Here is a 14,523-nt window from a genome sequence, read left to right on the forward strand (position 1 = left end):
AACCCGTTCGTGGTGATGCTGTAGACACGGGTGAACAGGAGGTTCTGATGAAATACATGCTGCTGATCAACGCCGGGGAGCTCGACGGGGAGAACGCGCCGGTCGGATGCGAGCCGGAGGACTGGATGCGGTTCGACAAGGAGATCACCGACTCCGGGGTCGTGGTCGCGTCGGAGTCGCTGGCGGATCTGGTGACCGCGACCCGCGTCCAGGTTGCCAACGACGGCAAGCGGACCGTGACGGACGGACCGTTCGCGGAGACGCGCGAGGTGCTCGGCGGGTTCTACGTGATCGACGTACCGGATCTGGATGTCGCGCTGGACTGGGCCGCGAAGTGCCCGGGTTCGCGGGCCGGCGGGTCGGTCGTGGTTCGGCCGGTCGCGGAGTTCTGAGGATGGACCAGGTCGAGGCGGTCTTCCGGGAGGAGCGGGGCCGGCTGCTGGCCGCGCTCGCCCGGCGGTTCGGGGACCTCGACCTGGCCGAGGAGGTCACCTCGGAGGCGATCGAGGCGGCGCTGGTGCGCTGGCCGGTGGACGGCGTACCGCCGAACCCGGGCGGCTGGCTGATGACGACCGCCCGGCGGAAGGCGGTCGACCGGCTCCGGCGCGATCAGGTGTACGCCGCGAAGCTCGCCGTACTGCAGGTCGATATGGACCGGGCCGCGCCGCAAGCGACCGGGGACGAACTGCCGGACGAGCGGTTGCAGCTGTTCTTCACCTGCACGCACCCCGCGCTCGCGGCCGAGGACCGCGGCGCGTTGACGCTGCGCTGCCTGGCTGGTCTGACCACGCCGGAGGTCGCGCGCGCGTTCCTGGTCCCGACCGCGACGATGGCGAGACGGATCGTCCGGGCGAAGCAGAAGATTCGCGATGCGCGGATCCCGTTCCGCGTGCCCGGTCCGGACGAGCTGCCGGAGCGGCTGCCCGGCGTACTGCAGGTCGTCTACTCGGTCTTCACCGAGGGGTACGCCGCGAGCTCGGGACCGTACCTGCAGCGTCTCGATCTCGCCGAGGAGGCGATCCGACTCGCCCGGATCCTGCACCGGCTGCTCCCGGCCGAGCGCGAGGTGACCGGTCTGCTCGCCCTCATGCTGCTCGTCCACGCCCGCCGCGACGCTCGCACTGGGCCCGACGGCTCACTGGTCTTGCTCGAGGATCAGGACCGCACCCGCTGGGACCACGAGCTGATCGCCGAGGGCCGCGACCTGGTCGTCACCGCGCTCACCGGCGGAGCCGGACCGTACGCAGTCCAGGCCGCGATCGCCGCGCTCCACGACGAGGCGGACGACTTCGCCGACACCGATTGGGCGCAGATCGTCGCGCTGTACGACGTACTGCTGGAGATGGATCCGTCGCCCGTGGTCGCGCTCAACCGGGCGGCCGCGATCGCGATGCGCGACGGCGCCGAGGCCGGCCTCGCACTGCTCGACGAGCTGGCCGACGAACCACGGCTGCGCGACTACCACCCGTTCGCCCTCGCCCGCGCCGACTTGCTGCACCGTCTCGGACGCTTGCCCGAGGCAACGGCGGCGTACGAACGCGCCCTCCGACTGGCCGGATCCGAACCGGAACGGGCGCACGCACGTGACCGGCTGGCGTCGATAGAGCAGACTTGACCGCCATGGAGACCGTTTACGAGGCGGCGGGTGGGTCCGAAGGCATGCTCCGGCTGGCGCGAGCCTGGCACGAGCGAGTGATGGCCGACGAGGTCGTCAGCCATGCGTTCCACGGTGACGTCGAGCCTGATCACATCGAGCGGCTGGCGGCGTACTGGGCCGAGGCGCTCGGCGGGCCGGAAGGCTACACCGGTGTGTACGGCGACGAGGCGTACGTCGAGCGGCGACACAGCGGGAACGGCGAGCACGACGAGATGAACCGGCGCGCGATCGAGCGCTTCGACGAGGCGATGACGGATGCCGAGCTGACCGATCCGAAGCTCCGGCAGGTCCTGCACGACTACTTCGCCTGGGCGACGTTCACGACGATGTACCACCACAACACGGCAGACATTGCCGATGATCTGACCGTCCCGCGCTGGTCCTGGGACGGTCTGCAGACGTGACGGACCGCCTCTCGAGGCTCGCCCGCAGCTGGGACGAGGCAGCCGAGGGCTACGAGCAGTACTTCGTGCCGCGCTTCGCGCCGTGGGTGCAGGCTGCTGTCGACGCCTTGCATACCATACCGTTTGGTACGGTCGTCGTACCGTGCTGCGGGACTTTTCCCGAGCTCGAGCTGCTCGCTCCGCGCTTTCCCGATCGGCGGATCGTCGGCATCGACCTGTCCGCCGAGATGGTTCGCCTGGCCGGCCTCCGCGCCGCGGGACGTCCGGGCGTCGAGGTGGTCCAGGGCGATGCGGCTGTGCTTGACCCGGCCTGGTCTGCGGCGGCGGTCGTGTCGGTCTTCGGTCTGCAGCAGTTGCCTGATCCTGCTGCGGCCATCCGGTCCTGGTACGACGTGCTTCGTCCCGGAGGACGGCTCTGTGTCGTCTACTGGCCCGAGTTCGCCGAGGAGACCGGTCCGTTCGCGCTCCTGGACGAGGTGATCGACGGGCGGCGCGACCGCTCGTGGGAGGACGCGCTGATCCCGGCCCTCGACGGTGCCGTGGTCGAGCGGGACGAGCTGGTGTCGTATCCGATGGTGCATCCCGACGCGGCGGCGTACTTCGATGCGGCCGACCGCTCGGGCCCGCTGCGCGCCACGGCGTTGGCACGTGGCGACGAGTACATCGCGGAACTGCGGGCGAGCTACCTGGCGAAGGCACCGGCGGGGGAGTGGGTCCACCATCCGCAGGCGCGGTTGATCTCGGCTACGAAGCCGCCGAGTCGTGCGGAGGCAGTGCCACCGACTTCGTGACGAGTTCCACCGTCGGGTCGAACGGGATGGTCGGGTCGCCGTCGACGATCACGTGGGCGCGCGAGCGGGTGGCCTGCTCGGCGAAATGGTCGCGTTCCCAGCGCATCCACTCGAGCCAGTGGTCGCGGAGGGCCTCGCCGTCGCGTTCGATGCCACGCTCCAGGCGGACCTCGTTCGACGTCTCGACCCACAGCCGCAGCGATTGCCAGTGCGCCGCGTCCCGGTCGCAGGCGGTCACACCTTCGACGATCAGCAGATCCACGGTGTTCGGTACGACGTGCAGCTCGGCGTAGGCGCCGACGTACCAGTCGTAGCGGCGGTAGCGACCCTCGCGGCCGTCGGCGAGCCGTTGCAGCACGTGGTCGCGGAGCAGACCGAATCCACGCTCGGCTCCGGTCCAGCCGTCGTACAGATCGTCCATGTGGATGACGTACGTGTTCAGGTCGCGCAGCTTGGCCCGGGCTTCGAGCGCGGCGGCGACGGTGGTCTTGCCGGATCCGGCGGGTCCGTCGATGCCGATCAGCCGGGTGCTGCCGAGGCCTGCCGGTCCGGCCAGAACGTTGTCGAGCAGCAGGTCGATGGTCAGGGGTGAGCCGTGGTCAGCGGCTGTATCGGAGGCTTTCCCCACCCCACCACCCCGGTCAGGGTCAGTTGATTCCATGGCGCTTCAGAATGTCCTCGATCTCGTCGAACTCCGACGATTCCTGCTGCTTCGCCTTCCCCTTTGACGGCTTGGCAGCTTTGGCGGTGGTGGCCGACGCGGGCGCTGGGCCCGTCGTGGTCAACTCACCCGCGGGCGAGGCGGGCTTCTTCTTCTCGGCCTTCTGGTTCCCTCCACGGCCCCGGGCCACACCTGACACGACGTACAACACCACCGAGACGCCGAACAGCGCGACCCCGGCCCAGACGGTCGGCGAGAAGATCAGGTGCGTGACCCAGCTCACCGTCGAGCGGACCACGTCCCAGACCAGCTCCAGCAGACCGGTCAGGTACAGCGAGACCGGCAGCAGGGACCAGGCCACGCCGCGGGTGCCGGCTGCCACCCCGCGTCGCCGCCAGGCGAACCACGAGCCGATCAGACCGAGCAGCGTGAGGCCTACGCAGAACGGCAGCAGCGTCAAATCGTTGAAGTCAGGCACATACCCAGGCTCGCACAGTCCCGCCCGGAACCAAGAGGGGAAGAGCCCTGACGCACCCCTGAAAGAGACCTCCGGGGACAATATCCGCATGCAACCAGAGCGCCGCTTGGCCTTCACCGGGTTCGACAACGACGACGGTACGGCGGACCCCGCACTTGCGACCGCGCTCGCGGAGGGTGACGAGGGCGCGGTGCTGGCGGCGCTGGCAGGACCGACCGGGGCGCGGCTGCTGGTGCCGGTGGTGGCGATGCTTGGCGAGGTTGAGTACGACGAGAACGGGCTCGCGCACGACAAGACCTCGGACATGGCCGTCGCGCTGCTCCAGGGGCAGGACGGGCGGAACGCGCTGCTCGCGTTCACCGGCACCGAGAGCCTGGCCCGGTGGAGCCCGGACGCGCGGCCGATGCCGGCCCAGGCGCAGCTGGTCGCGACCGCGGCGATCCAGGAAGGCGCGGCCGCGATCGTGCTCGACATCGCCGGCCCGGCCGCGGGCGTGATCGAGACCGACGACGTACGCCGGTTGGCCGCCGGCCTCCAGGTGGTTCGCCTGGAGGACGGCGGCTACGGGTGGATCGAATCAGCCGACGGGTGAGCTGAGCGCGTCCATCGGCTTGGCGCGCATCGCGATGCGACCGGTGATCGCGGTGGTCGGGAGGACCAGCAGGAGGACGACCGCGATCCAGGCGATCAGGACCCATACCGGACCGGACGGGATCGGCCAGCCTCGGGTTGCCATCGCGATCGGGAGGACAGTGAACGCTGCTGTGATCAGACCGGCTACCAGCCCGAGTGCTGCGATGAGGAGACCCTCGAGACCGAGCATTCGCGAGACCTCGCGGCGGGTCGATCCGGTCAGGCGCTGCAGTCCGAATTCGCGGCGGCGGTCGAGTACGGCGACTGCGATCGTGTTGACCGAGGCGATGGCGGTGTAAGCGACTGCGATCGCGGCCAGCAGGTAGCCGATCCACGCGTCTACGCCGAGGCCGGTGTCCAGTCCGTCGGCGAGCAGCTCGCGGCCGCCCATCGTCGTACCGGGCCATTTCGACAGGTCCAGGTGGAGCTTCTCGTCGGTCTTGAGGACCAGCTGGCTTGGTAGGCCGGTTGTGGTGTGGGCGGCGAGGAGTTGTGCGGGGAGCAGGAGGGATTGGTAGCCGGACGGGCCTTCGGCCAGTGCGACCACCTTGACCTTGACCAGTGCGTCGTCTCCCAGGCGCACCCCGATCTCGGAGCCGACGTCGACCTTGAGCTTCTTCGCCGTACCTGGTGGCAAGGCGATGGTGTTGCCGGTCAGGTCGTTGAGCGAGCCCTTGGTCACCTTGTCCTTGTAGATCGGGCCGCTGAGGCCGAGGAGGGGCCAGGCGTCGCTGGTGTGGGAGGTGTCGTACGGCTCCTCGATCCAGCCTTTGCTGCGGACGAGTTCGGACGATGCGGTGACGCCGGGTTGTTCGCTCGCTGCTTTGGTGAGGGAGGCGGGGATGCCGCCGGTGATGACGACGTTGCCGGCCAGGTTGCTGGTGAAGGCTTCTTCGGCTGCCTTCTGTTGGGTGGTCTGGGAGTAGATGTTGCCTACGGCAATCGCTGTGGCGATGGTGATGGGGATCAGGATCGCGCCGAACTGGACTGCGCGGACGCGGAGGTTGATGACCGCTAGGACTCCGCTGGTGCCGCGGTTCTCGACGTACCGGGTGATGCGGGGGATCAGGGCGCGTTGGATCACCAGCGGGGCGAGGATCGCGACGGCGATCGAACCGGTCAGGCCGGCCGGGCCGCCGATCGCGGCAGCGTTGGTCGGACCCATGAACGGGGTCGACAGGGCGATCGCTACGGTGGCGCCGGCGAAGACCAGGCCGATGATGCGGATGCGGCTGAGGGCGACGTTCGGTACGGCGGCCTCGGCGAGGGCCTGGATGGGTCGGATCCGGGCGGCGCGGCCGGCGGCGAATCCGACGGTGATTCGCAGTACTGCGAACGTCAGGATGGCTGCGCCGGCGAACGGGAGCGGGCCTTGGTCGTAGCGGAGCTGAGGCGGCACGATGCCGCCGTCGGCGAGCAGGCCGAAGATCCAGTTGCCCGCGAACCGGCCGGCCAGTAGGCCGATTGCCAGCCCGATGAGGCCGACCAGCATGGTCTCGGCGATCACCATCTTGCCGACCTGCCGCGGGGTCGCACCGCTTGCCCGCAGCAACGCGAGCTCACGACGACGCTGGCGGACGGACAAGCCGATCGTCGCCGACACCACGAGCGCCATCACCACAGCCACCATCCCACCGAAGACGCCGGACATGATGATCAAAGGCAGACTCGTAGCAATCCCTTGGTACTCCGCGACACCGCGGTCGTCACCCGTGTAAGCCTTCACCCCTTGCGGCAGTTCCAGCTGCTCAGCCAACTCCCGAGCCGACGTCCCATCCGCCGGAAACACGCCGATCGCGTCCACCCCAGCCGGCACATCCCCATCCGCAAAGAACACCGCCGGCACATCAACCCGATGCCGAGCCACCGCAACCCCAGCCAACACCAGGTCCCGAGGCTCGCCGGCCACGGTCACCGTCACGTGATCGCCAGGCTTGGAGGTGCCGACCAGCCGCTCGTCGAGCACAACCTGCCCGCCAACGGGAGCTCTCCCGCTCAGCAGCTGGTACGGGGTAAGCGCCGCCGAACTCCACGGGTGCCCCGCAAGCACCTCGGCGGAGCTGCCGGTGACGGCTGCTGGGAATGATCTGTCTGCGATCGCCTTAGCTACGCCCGGCGTACCTGCGAGCTTGGCGACCAGGGCCGCGTCGACCCGGTGGCGTTCTGGGAAGGCGGCGGAGCCGCTGCCGTTGGGGGGATGGTAGGCGGGGTCGCCCGCCACCACGACGGGAGCGGCGGACAGGCGTTGGGGTGGGGCGTTGAGGCGTAGGGCGGTTTCGAGGAGGCCGCCGGCGGCGGCCAGGAGTGCTCCGCCGAGGAGGACTGCGACGAAGATCGCGAGGAAGGCGGCGGTGCGGTAGCGCAGGGTGGTGACGGCGAGGCGGAACATGTCAGTTCTCCATGGGTGAGAAGCGGCCGGCGCTCAGCTGGGCGAGTTCCGCGGCGACGGCCTCGGCGGTGGGACGGGCGGTTTCGGACACGATCCGCCCGTCGACGAGGAAGACCACGCGATCGGCGTACGACGCCGCGACCGGATCATGCGTGACCATCACGATCGTCTGACCGAGCTCGCGGGACTGATCCCGAAGCAGCGTCAACACCTCGAGCGCAGTGGTCGTATCGAGCGCGCCGGTCGGCTCATCCGCGAACGTGATCGCAGTACGCCCGGCCAACGCCCGCGCGATCGCCACGCGCTGCTGCTGACCACCGGACAGCTCGCTCGGCCGGTGCTTCATCCGCGCATCGAGCCCGACCCGCCGGATCACCTCAGTCACCCATGCGTCATCCGGCGACTTCCCCGCCAGCGTCAACGGCAGTACGACGTTCTGCCGCACCGTCAGCGCCGGCATCAAGTTGAACGACTGAAACACGAAGGCAACCGACTCGCGCCGCAGTTCCGTCAGCGCAGTCTCGTCCAGACCGCGGAGAGACCGCCCGGCCAACTCGACCTCCCCAGAGGTCGGCACATCAAGCCCGGCCGCGCAGTGCAACAGCGTGCTCTTGCCAGACCCGGATGGTCCCATCACCGCGGTGAATGTGCCCGCTTCGAAGCCGTAGGTGACACCGGTCAGCGCGTCAACAGCGCCAGGCCCGGTGCCGTACACCTTCCGTACGTCGGTCAGCTGGACGCTCATGGCGCGACCAGTACGTCGGACTTGCGGTGGTAGGACTCGTTCGTCCACCACAGGATCGCGACGACCGCGCCGAGGCCGAGGTCCGACCAGAGCCACCACGGCCCGTCGAAGTGACCGAACATCGCCAGCGCCACCCAGATCACGAACTGCACGACACACGTCACCAGCCACACGCCGGTGAACGCACGCAGAGCCGTGGTCAGCCCGCGAGGCGGAGTCGCGTCCGGAACGCCGGCCATGATCTTGCGCAGCTCACCGCGCGTCTCGGCGGTGAGCAGCTGCAACTGCCGCTCGCTGGCCTGTGAGGGAGCGAGGGCGGCCTGCCGTACGGCGCTGTCGAGCTTGGCGACCGCGGCGCGGCGGTCGGCGTCGGTCAGCTTGATCTGGTCGGGGGTCAGGAGGGGTTCGAGCAGCGTGTACATGATCTGGGTTCCTTTCCGGAGGTTCGATGTGAAAAAGCGTAGGGGTTGAACAGTTTCGGCCGCCCGCTGCTCAGGACCCGTTTCGAGGGTGGTGCTAGCACCCCTGTCACGCCCCTGGCGTCGTGCGTCAGGATGGAGACATGACCGAGGACCGCGGGGAGCTGCCGCCGGGGCTCGCCCTGTCCTGGGGTGTGCTGCCGGTGCAGCGGCGCGGGCCGAAGCCGGCGTTGTCGATCGAGCAGATCGTCGACACCGGCATCGAATTCGGCGACCGGGACGGGTTCGAGGCGATCTCGTTGCAGCGGATCGCGGCGCACCTCGGCGTCACCACGAACGCGATGTACCGCTATGTCCGGTCGAAGGAAGAGCTGATCGTGCTCGTGCACGAGAAGGCGGTCGGCCTGCCGCCCGAGCTACCGCAGGGCTGGCGCCCGGCCGCGATCGCGTGGGTCGACGCGCAGGTGAAGTTGTACGACGATCGCCCGTGGCTGCTCGACGTACCGATCCGTGGCGCGCCCGTCACGCCTAACCTGCTCCGCTGGGTCGAGGCCATGCTGCAGGCGCTCGCCGAGACCGGACTCAGCCAGCACGACAACCTCGGCTGCCTGATGCTGCTCGACGGCTACGCCCGCAACTACGCGAACCTCGCCCGCCAGCTCGGCTCGAGTGACAACACCCCGGTCCAAGCCGAACAGGTGGGCCGTTTCCTGGTCCCGAGGCTGATCGACGGCAACTACCCGATCCTGACCTCGATGTACACGAACCAGGAGTACGAGGACGGCCTCGACGACGACCTGGAGTTCGGGTTGGCGCGGATCCTCGACGGCATCGAAGTACTGATCGCCAAGCAGTAACGCGATCAGGGCAGGACGATGCGGACCGGGCCTGCCGTTCGGGCCTCGACCCAGCGCAGGTGGAATTCGCTGCCGGGGGCAACTTCCGGGCGGCGGGCCGGCTCGGTGCGGAGGTTGGCCGGCGCGGTCAGCGTGGTGGCATCCGGCGTGGACGGTACGCCGTTCGCCTTGACGTCAGCGATCACGTCGGCGAGGGCTTGTGCAGCAGGCTTGCGCTGATGGTCGACGGTGAACAGACCCAGGTCGTACTCGCGGTCCGGGAAGTCGAGCATGCTGCGGTCGATATCGTGCGACGACCACCACGTCACGCCGTACAGTGCCGGGTTCGGAAGCACGATCTCGAGCGTACGGCGGGTGAACTCGGCCTGCAGGTCCGTGGGGATATCCGGCCCGGGTACGCCGATCTCCTGCAGCCAGACGGGTCGCGCAGGGTCGAGCGAGGTGGCGCGGGCCAACTCGACCAGATAGTCGGCGTGGGTGAGGGTGGCCGGCCCGAGGGGACCGTCCACTCGTGAGACCCCGTTGAAAACCCACGAGTGGACAGTGCTCAGGTCACCCAGATCCACGGCGTCAACGGGGTGGAACGGGTGGTCGGCCTTGTACCAGGCGTCGTCGAACACGGAGTGCAGCGCGAGCACGTCCGGCGCCGCCTTCTTCAGCGTGGTCAGCAGATCCTGCGCCCAGGCCGTCGATGCATCCGGCGTGGTCGGGCTGTCGGGCCAGAGGTTGTTGACCTCGTTCCCGAGCGTGATCGCGAAGACGTTCGGCTTCGTCGCGACCGCGCGCGCCACGGTGTCGACGTACGCCGTGAGGCCGTCGCGGACCGTCGGATCCTCGAACAGGCTGCTCTTGTGCCAGGTCAGCACCCACGACGGGAGGAAGTCGAAGCTGGACAGGTGACCCTGGATCAGGTCGACCGCGACGGACAGCCCGTACTCCGCGGCGGCGTCGATCGTGTCGAGCAGATCCGCGACCGCGCGCTCGCGGATGATCGCCCGGTTCGGCTGGATCCATGGCCAGACCGGGAACACGCGGACGTGGTCCAGCCCGATCGCGGCCAGGTCGGCGAAGTCCCGCCGTACTGCGGCGCCGTCGTAGTCCAGCCAGCTGTAGAACCAGCCGCTGGAGGGGACGTAGTTGGCGCCGAACCTGGGAACCGAAGGCATGCCGAGGATGCTAAATCGGTTTAGGCGCGAAGAGCAACATCACGCCGGGGGAGCGGTCGACTCACGGACCGTCAGCACCGGGTCTGCGGTGCGGCGGTTGATGACCGACGTGGGGTCGGCGATGGTCTCGAGCAGCACCTCGGCGGCCTGGCGACCGAAGTCGAAGGTGTCACGGGACAGCGCCGTCAGGGCCGGATGCATGAGCTGGGTGAGGATCGAGTCGTCGAAGGCGACGATCGAGAGGTCGCCGGGGACCGAGACGCCCATCTCCATCGCGACGCCCAGTCCGGCGACCGCCATCACGTCGCTGTCGTAGACGATCGCGGTCGGCCGCACGGACTGCGAGAGCAGTTTGCGCGTGATCGCGGCACCCTCCGCGTCGCTGAAGTCCGTGGTCAAGGACGGCGAATCCACCAGGCCCAGGCGGGGCGCCGCGTCGCGGACGGCGCGGATCCGGCGCTGGGTGTGCTGGAAGTTCGGCGTACCGGCGACGTGGGCGATCCGGCGATGGCCGAGCGCGGCGAGGTACTCCACGATCGAGAGCATCGCGTCGCGGTCGTCCGCCCAGACCGATGCCAGCGCGCCTTTGCCGCCGCGGCCGCCGATCACCACGGCGGGCAGCTCGAGTGCCTTGAGTTCGTCGACCCGCGGGTCCTTGACCGTCAGGTCGACCAGAATCACGCCGTCGACGCGGTGCTCCGAGGCCCACCGCCGGTACACCTCGATCTCGGCCGCGGTGTCCTCGACGATCAGCAGTTGCAGCGAGATCGACTCCGCGGACAGGCCGGACTGTACGCCGGACAGCAGGTGCGCGAAGAACGGCTCGACCCCCAGCGTCCGGGCCGGCCGCGCGATCACCATCCCGACCGAGTCGACCCGCGACGCCCCGAGCGCCCGGGCCGCGCTGTGCGGCCGCCAGCTCATCTGCTCGGCGATCTTCAGGATCCGCTCCCGGGTCGCGTCGCTGACCCCGGGCCGCCCGTTCAGCGCGAACGACACCGCACCCTTGGACACCCCCGCCCTGGTCGCAATATCCGCGATCGTCGGTCTGGCCACGTGATCCTCCCTCACCCTTGACAGCGGATTCTACGATCCCCGATAGTGCAGGAGCTATACCGGTTTATCAAACCCAGGAGATTCCATGCGTAGACGCCGTCTGGCGCCGGTGGCCGCCCTTGCCGCCGCCGCTCTCACTCTGGCAGGTTGCGGCCTCGGATCCGAGGACTCCGGCAGCGGTGGCGCCAAGCCGACCGTCGACGCGAACGCCCAGGTGACCGGTGAGGTCAGCTTCCAGACGTGGGCGCTGAAGCCGAAGTTCACGTCGTACGTCGAGGGCGTGATCAAGGCCTTCGAGGCGAAGTACCCGGGCACGCACGTGACCTGGCTCGACCAGCCCGGCGACGGCTACGACAAGAAGGTGCTGAGCCAGGCGTCGGCCGGCCAGCTGCCCGACGTCACGAACCTGCCGCCGGACTTCGCCCTCAGCCTGGCCAGGCAGAACATGCTGCTCGACGTCGGCGCGGCCGACTCCAAGCTTGCCGACGAGTACGTCGAGGGCGGCGTACAGGCGTACCAGTACCAGGGGATGAACGGCACGTTCGGCTACCCGTGGTACCTGAACACCGACATCGACTACTGGAACGCGACCAAGTTCGCCGCGGCCGGTCTGGATGTGAAGAACCCGCCGAAGACCTTCGACGAGCTGCTCGCGGCCGCGAAGACGATGCATGACAAGACCGGCGGCAAGGAGTACCTGATGTCGCGCCTGCCGGGCATCGGTGACTTCACCAACGCGGGCGTCAAGATCCTGTCCGACGACGGCAAGAAGTTCGTCTTCAACACTCCCGAAGCCGCCGCACTGCTGGACAAGTACCGCGACGCGTACAAGGCCGGCTACATGCCACGCGACATCCTGACCAACGAGTACCTGGGCAACTCCAAGCTCTTCACCCAGGGCAAGGTCGCGTGGACCACCGGCGGCGGCAACGCGATCCAGGACTTCCAGAAGGACAACCCGTCGCTGAAGGGCAAGGTCGTCCCGTCGCCCGCGCTCGACACGCCGCCGCTGTACGTGCAGGGTCTGTCGGTGTCGGCCAAGACCAAGAACCAGGCCGCGGCGATCGCGCTGGCACGGTTCGTCACCAACGCGGAGAGCCAGGCCGCGTTCGCGAAGATCGTCAACATCTTCCCGTCGACGAAGGCCTCTGCTCAGGACCCGTACTTCTCGAAGTCCGACGGTACGCCGGAGAGTGACGCGAAGGTGCTCGCGTTCCAGTCACTGGCCAAGGCCAAGAACCTGCAGCCGCCGGTGATCAGTGGCGCGACCAACGACTTCATCGGTCAGCAGATCTCGCTGGCGATCTCCGGCAAGATCACCTCCCAGGCAGCCCTCGACGCGGCGGTGGCGAAGGCCAACCAGCTTCTCACCCAGTAATGAGGTATCACCGTTGGTTCACCCCGTGGGTGCTGGTGATCCCAGCACTCGCGTGGTTGCTCGTCTTCAACCTCTGGCCGTCGATCAACACCGTCATCCTGTCGTTCACGAACGCCAGGCCGATCGGCGGCGGCCACTTCGTCGGGCTGAAGAACTTCGAGACCCTGCTGCACGACGAGCAGCTGCGGTGGGCGCTGCTGAACAGCGTCATCTACATGGTGGTCTGCCTGCCGTTCCTCACGGTCCTGCCGCTGCTGCTCGCCGTACTCGTCGAGAAGAAGCTGCCGGGGATCACGTTCTTCCGTACTGCGTTCTACACGCCGGTGGTGGCGTCCGCCGTCGTGGTGGCGCTGATCTGGCAGTGGATCCTCGACGACCGCGGTCTGGTCAATGGGATGGCCGAGAAGCTCGGGTTCATCTCCGGGCCGCTGCCGTTCCTGTCCGACCAATGGCTGTTGTTGCTGAGCGCAATCAGTCTGACGATCTGGAAGGGGCTGGGGTACTACATGATCATCTACCTGGCCGCCCTCGGGAACGTCGGACGTGAGCTGCACGAGGCGGCCGCGGTCGACGGCGCCGGGCCGTTCCGGCGGTTCGTGCACATCACGATCCCCGGGGTCCGCGGGACGATGATCCTGATCTCGATCCTGATCTCGGTGTCGGCGCTGCGGGTGTTCTCGGAACTGTTCATCCTCAGCGGCGGCAAGGGCGGTCCGGGTGGGCGCGACAACTCGGTCGTGATGCTGATCCAGCAGTACAGCCAGGGTTTCGAGGGCAACCTCGGGTACGCGTCCGCGTTGTCGATCGTGCTGTTCTTCGTCACCGTCGTACCGATGCTCGTCCTGGCTCGGCTGAACCGCAGAGGAGCTGAAGCATGACGACTGTGACCGATCCGGTGCGCCCGGCCGACGTGTCGGAGACTCCACGTCCTGCCGGTCGTCGACGGGGATCCTTCGGGTTCAACACGGTGTCGCCGCGCGAGAAGGTCGTGCGGTATCTGCTGCTCGTGTTCGTGCTGCTGATCACGATCGGGCCGTTCCTGTGGCAGCTGTCGACGTCGCTGAAGGGATCCGGGGAGGACATCTACACTCGGATCCCGCGGCTGCTGCCGGCCCAGCCGACGTTCTCGCACTACAAAGAGGTCACCGACACGATTCCGGTGCTGGACTACGCGCGGAACTCGCTGGTCGTCGCCGTACTGGTTGTCGGCGGCAACGTGATCGGGGCGTCGCTGGCCGGGTTCGCGATCTCGCGGTTGCAGTTCCGCGGGCGTCGGATCGTGCTCGGGTTGTTCCTCGCGACGCTGGTGCTGCCGGGTGAGGTCACGATCATTTCGCAGTACGTGACCGTGCGGGAGTTCGGCCTGGCGAACACGCTGTTCGGGGTCGCGCTGCCCGGCATGATCGGGGCGTTGAACGTGCTGCTGATGTACAACGCGTTCCGTGCTCTGCCGCTGGAGGTCGACCAGGCCGCGATCGTGGATGGTGCGAACGCGTGGCAACGGTTTGTGTATGTCGGCCTGCCGTCGGTCCGCGGGACGATCAGTGTGATCGCGATCTTCGCCTTCATCGGCGCCTGGGACGACTTCCTCTGGCCGCTGATCGTCCTCACCGACCCGAACAAATACACATTGACCGTCGGCCTCCAGTACCTGTCCGGCACCTTCAGCAACAATCCCCGCCTGATCGCCGCCGGCACGATGATCGCCTTCATCCCGATCGTGATCGTCTTCGCCACCCTCCAACGCTTCTTCTTCAAAGGCGTCGAAGAAGGAGCCGTCAAGGGATAGCCCTCCGTGCCGGCTCCGACCCCCGGGGGGGGGGGGGGCCCGCCCGGGGGGGGGGTGTCCGCCGCCGTTGGGGGTTGGGGATGCGGCGATGGAGCAGGAG

General features: G+C 68.2%; 16 protein-coding genes. 9 read left to right on the top strand and 7 right to left on the bottom strand.

Features of this window, described 5'->3' with window-relative positions:
- Positions 1-47: 47 nt before the first annotated feature.
- Genes ACFWUU_RS25890 through ACFWUU_RS25905 form a run of 4 tightly spaced genes read left to right on the top strand, consistent with a single transcriptional unit; the run spans position 48 to position 2,852 of the window.
- Positions 48-392 carry a YciI family protein gene (locus tag ACFWUU_RS25890; RefSeq protein ID WP_380178945.1) on the top strand — a complete coding sequence of 115 codons (345 nt, stop codon included), beginning with the start codon at positions 48-50 and terminating at the stop codon, positions 390-392.
- A 2-nt stretch (positions 393-394) separates the two neighbouring features.
- Positions 395-1,615 (top strand): RNA polymerase sigma factor, encoded by a 1,221-nt coding sequence (locus ACFWUU_RS25895; RefSeq protein ID WP_380178947.1) that lies wholly within the window; start codon positions 395-397, stop codon positions 1,613-1,615.
- A gap of 5 nt (positions 1,616-1,620) precedes the next feature.
- Complete coding sequence (locus ACFWUU_RS25900; RefSeq protein ID WP_137257971.1) at positions 1,621-2,061, top strand: oxidoreductase; 441 nt, start codon at positions 1,621-1,623, stop codon at positions 2,059-2,061.
- Positions 2,058-2,852 (top strand): class I SAM-dependent methyltransferase, encoded by a 795-nt coding sequence (locus tag ACFWUU_RS25905; protein WP_380178950.1) that lies wholly within the window; start codon positions 2,058-2,060, stop codon positions 2,850-2,852. The genes ACFWUU_RS25900 and ACFWUU_RS25905 overlap by 4 nt, the downstream gene beginning before the upstream one ends.
- On the opposite strand, the gene ACFWUU_RS25910 is transcribed toward ACFWUU_RS25905, so the two are convergent.
- Positions 2,806-3,480 (bottom strand): uridine kinase, encoded by a 675-nt coding sequence (locus tag ACFWUU_RS25910; RefSeq protein ID WP_380178953.1) that lies wholly within the window; start codon positions 3,478-3,480, stop codon positions 2,806-2,808. The genes ACFWUU_RS25905 and ACFWUU_RS25910 overlap by 47 nt on opposite strands.
- Before the next feature lie 19 nt (positions 3,481-3,499).
- A complete protein-coding gene (locus tag ACFWUU_RS25915) occupies positions 3,500-3,991 on the bottom strand; it encodes a hypothetical protein (protein WP_137257968.1) in 492 nt (163 codons plus the stop codon).
- Positions 3,992-4,079: 88 nt separating this feature from the next.
- Here ACFWUU_RS25915 and ACFWUU_RS25920 point away from each other — a divergent pair, with 88 nt between their 5' ends.
- Positions 4,080-4,583, top strand: a complete 504-nt coding sequence (locus tag ACFWUU_RS25920) for an SseB family protein (protein ID WP_380178955.1) — start codon at positions 4,080-4,082, stop codon at positions 4,581-4,583.
- On the opposite strand, the gene ACFWUU_RS25925 is transcribed toward ACFWUU_RS25920, so the two are convergent.
- The 3 genes from ACFWUU_RS25925 to ACFWUU_RS25935 are packed head-to-tail and all read right to left on the bottom strand — an operon-like array spanning position 4,569 to position 8,180.
- Positions 4,569-7,013: an FtsX-like permease family protein gene (locus tag ACFWUU_RS25925; protein WP_380178957.1), complete on the bottom strand. Its 2,445-nt coding sequence runs from the start codon at positions 7,011-7,013 to the stop codon at positions 4,569-4,571. The two genes, ACFWUU_RS25920 and ACFWUU_RS25925, sit on opposite strands and share 15 nt — an antisense overlap.
- Position 7,014: 1 nt before the next feature.
- On the bottom strand, positions 7,015-7,758 hold the full coding sequence (locus ACFWUU_RS25930) for an ABC transporter ATP-binding protein (protein WP_380178959.1): 744 nt from the start codon (positions 7,756-7,758) through the stop codon (positions 7,015-7,017).
- Positions 7,755-8,180, bottom strand: a complete 426-nt coding sequence (locus ACFWUU_RS25935; protein ID WP_137257965.1) for a DUF1707 domain-containing protein — start codon at positions 8,178-8,180, stop codon at positions 7,755-7,757. Before ACFWUU_RS25935 ends, ACFWUU_RS25930 begins: the two co-directional genes overlap by 4 nt.
- 140 nt (positions 8,181-8,320) lie before the next feature.
- Between ACFWUU_RS25935 and ACFWUU_RS25940 the strand changes: the two genes are divergently transcribed.
- Positions 8,321-9,034, top strand: coding sequence for a TetR/AcrR family transcriptional regulator (locus ACFWUU_RS25940; RefSeq protein WP_380178961.1), 714 nt, complete (start codon positions 8,321-8,323; stop codon positions 9,032-9,034).
- Between the two features lie 5 nt (positions 9,035-9,039).
- Here the strand turns inward: ACFWUU_RS25940 and ACFWUU_RS25945 are convergent, their stop codons facing one another.
- Positions 9,040-10,200 carry a glycosyl hydrolase gene (locus ACFWUU_RS25945; RefSeq protein ID WP_380178963.1) on the bottom strand — a complete coding sequence of 387 codons (1,161 nt, stop codon included), beginning with the start codon at positions 10,198-10,200 and terminating at the stop codon, positions 9,040-9,042.
- Between the two features lie 39 nt (positions 10,201-10,239).
- On the bottom strand, positions 10,240-11,256 hold the full coding sequence (locus tag ACFWUU_RS25950) for a LacI family DNA-binding transcriptional regulator (RefSeq protein WP_380178965.1): 1,017 nt from the start codon (positions 11,254-11,256) through the stop codon (positions 10,240-10,242).
- A gap of 85 nt (positions 11,257-11,341) precedes the next feature.
- On the opposite strand from ACFWUU_RS25950, the gene ACFWUU_RS25955 reads away from it, so the two are divergent.
- The 3 genes from ACFWUU_RS25955 to ACFWUU_RS25965 are packed head-to-tail and all read left to right on the top strand — an operon-like array spanning position 11,342 to position 14,423.
- Complete coding sequence (locus tag ACFWUU_RS25955; RefSeq protein ID WP_380178967.1) at positions 11,342-12,634, top strand: ABC transporter substrate-binding protein; 1,293 nt, start codon at positions 11,342-11,344, stop codon at positions 12,632-12,634.
- Entirely contained in the window at positions 12,634-13,512 is an 879-nt protein-coding gene (locus tag ACFWUU_RS25960; RefSeq protein WP_137257960.1) for a carbohydrate ABC transporter permease, read from the top strand. The genes ACFWUU_RS25955 and ACFWUU_RS25960 overlap by 1 nt, the downstream gene beginning before the upstream one ends.
- The gene (locus tag ACFWUU_RS25965) at positions 13,509-14,423 is read left to right on the top strand and encodes a carbohydrate ABC transporter permease (RefSeq protein WP_380178969.1); all 915 of its coding nucleotides are present in this window, start codon (positions 13,509-13,511) and stop codon (positions 14,421-14,423) included. Before ACFWUU_RS25960 ends, ACFWUU_RS25965 begins: the two co-directional genes overlap by 4 nt.
- The last annotated feature ends 100 nt before the right edge of the window (positions 14,424-14,523 follow it).

The sequence above is a fragment of the Kribbella sp. NPDC058693 genome (assembly GCF_042715335.1).
GTDB lineage: Bacteria > Actinomycetota > Actinomycetes > Propionibacteriales > Kribbellaceae > Kribbella > Kribbella jiaozuonensis.

What these genes read in the sequence shown, in the direction of transcription:
- ACFWUU_RS25890 (WP_380178945.1), top strand. Translation starts at nt 48, where the DNA reads ATGAAATACATGCTGCTGATCAACGCCGGGGAGCTCGACGGGGAGAAC.
- ACFWUU_RS25900 (WP_137257971.1), top strand. Translation starts at nt 1,621, where the DNA reads ATGGAGACCGTTTACGAGGCGGCGGGTGGGTCCGAAGGCATGCTCCGG.
- ACFWUU_RS25965 (WP_380178969.1), top strand. Translation starts at nt 13,509, where the DNA reads ATGACGACTGTGACCGATCCGGTGCGCCCGGCCGACGTGTCGGAGACT.
- ACFWUU_RS25895 (WP_380178947.1), top strand. Translation starts at nt 395, where the DNA reads ATGGACCAGGTCGAGGCGGTCTTCCGGGAGGAGCGGGGCCGGCTGCTG.
- ACFWUU_RS25930 (WP_380178959.1), bottom strand. Translation starts at nt 7,758, where the DNA reads ATGAGCGTCCAGCTGACCGACGTACGGAAGGTGTACGGCACCGGGCCT.
- ACFWUU_RS25945 (WP_380178963.1), bottom strand. Translation starts at nt 10,200, where the DNA reads ATGCCTTCGGTTCCCAGGTTCGGCGCCAACTACGTCCCCTCCAGCGGC.
- ACFWUU_RS25925 (WP_380178957.1), bottom strand. Translation starts at nt 7,013, where the DNA reads ATGTTCCGCCTCGCCGTCACCACCCTGCGCTACCGCACCGCCGCCTTC.
- ACFWUU_RS25940 (WP_380178961.1), top strand. Translation starts at nt 8,321, where the DNA reads ATGACCGAGGACCGCGGGGAGCTGCCGCCGGGGCTCGCCCTGTCCTGG.
- ACFWUU_RS25955 (WP_380178967.1), top strand. Translation starts at nt 11,342, where the DNA reads ATGCGTAGACGCCGTCTGGCGCCGGTGGCCGCCCTTGCCGCCGCCGCT.
- ACFWUU_RS25935 (WP_137257965.1), bottom strand. Translation starts at nt 8,180, where the DNA reads ATGTACACGCTGCTCGAACCCCTCCTGACCCCCGACCAGATCAAGCTG.
- ACFWUU_RS25960 (WP_137257960.1), top strand. Translation starts at nt 12,634, where the DNA reads ATGAGGTATCACCGTTGGTTCACCCCGTGGGTGCTGGTGATCCCAGCA.
- ACFWUU_RS25920 (WP_380178955.1), top strand. Translation starts at nt 4,080, where the DNA reads ATGCAACCAGAGCGCCGCTTGGCCTTCACCGGGTTCGACAACGACGAC.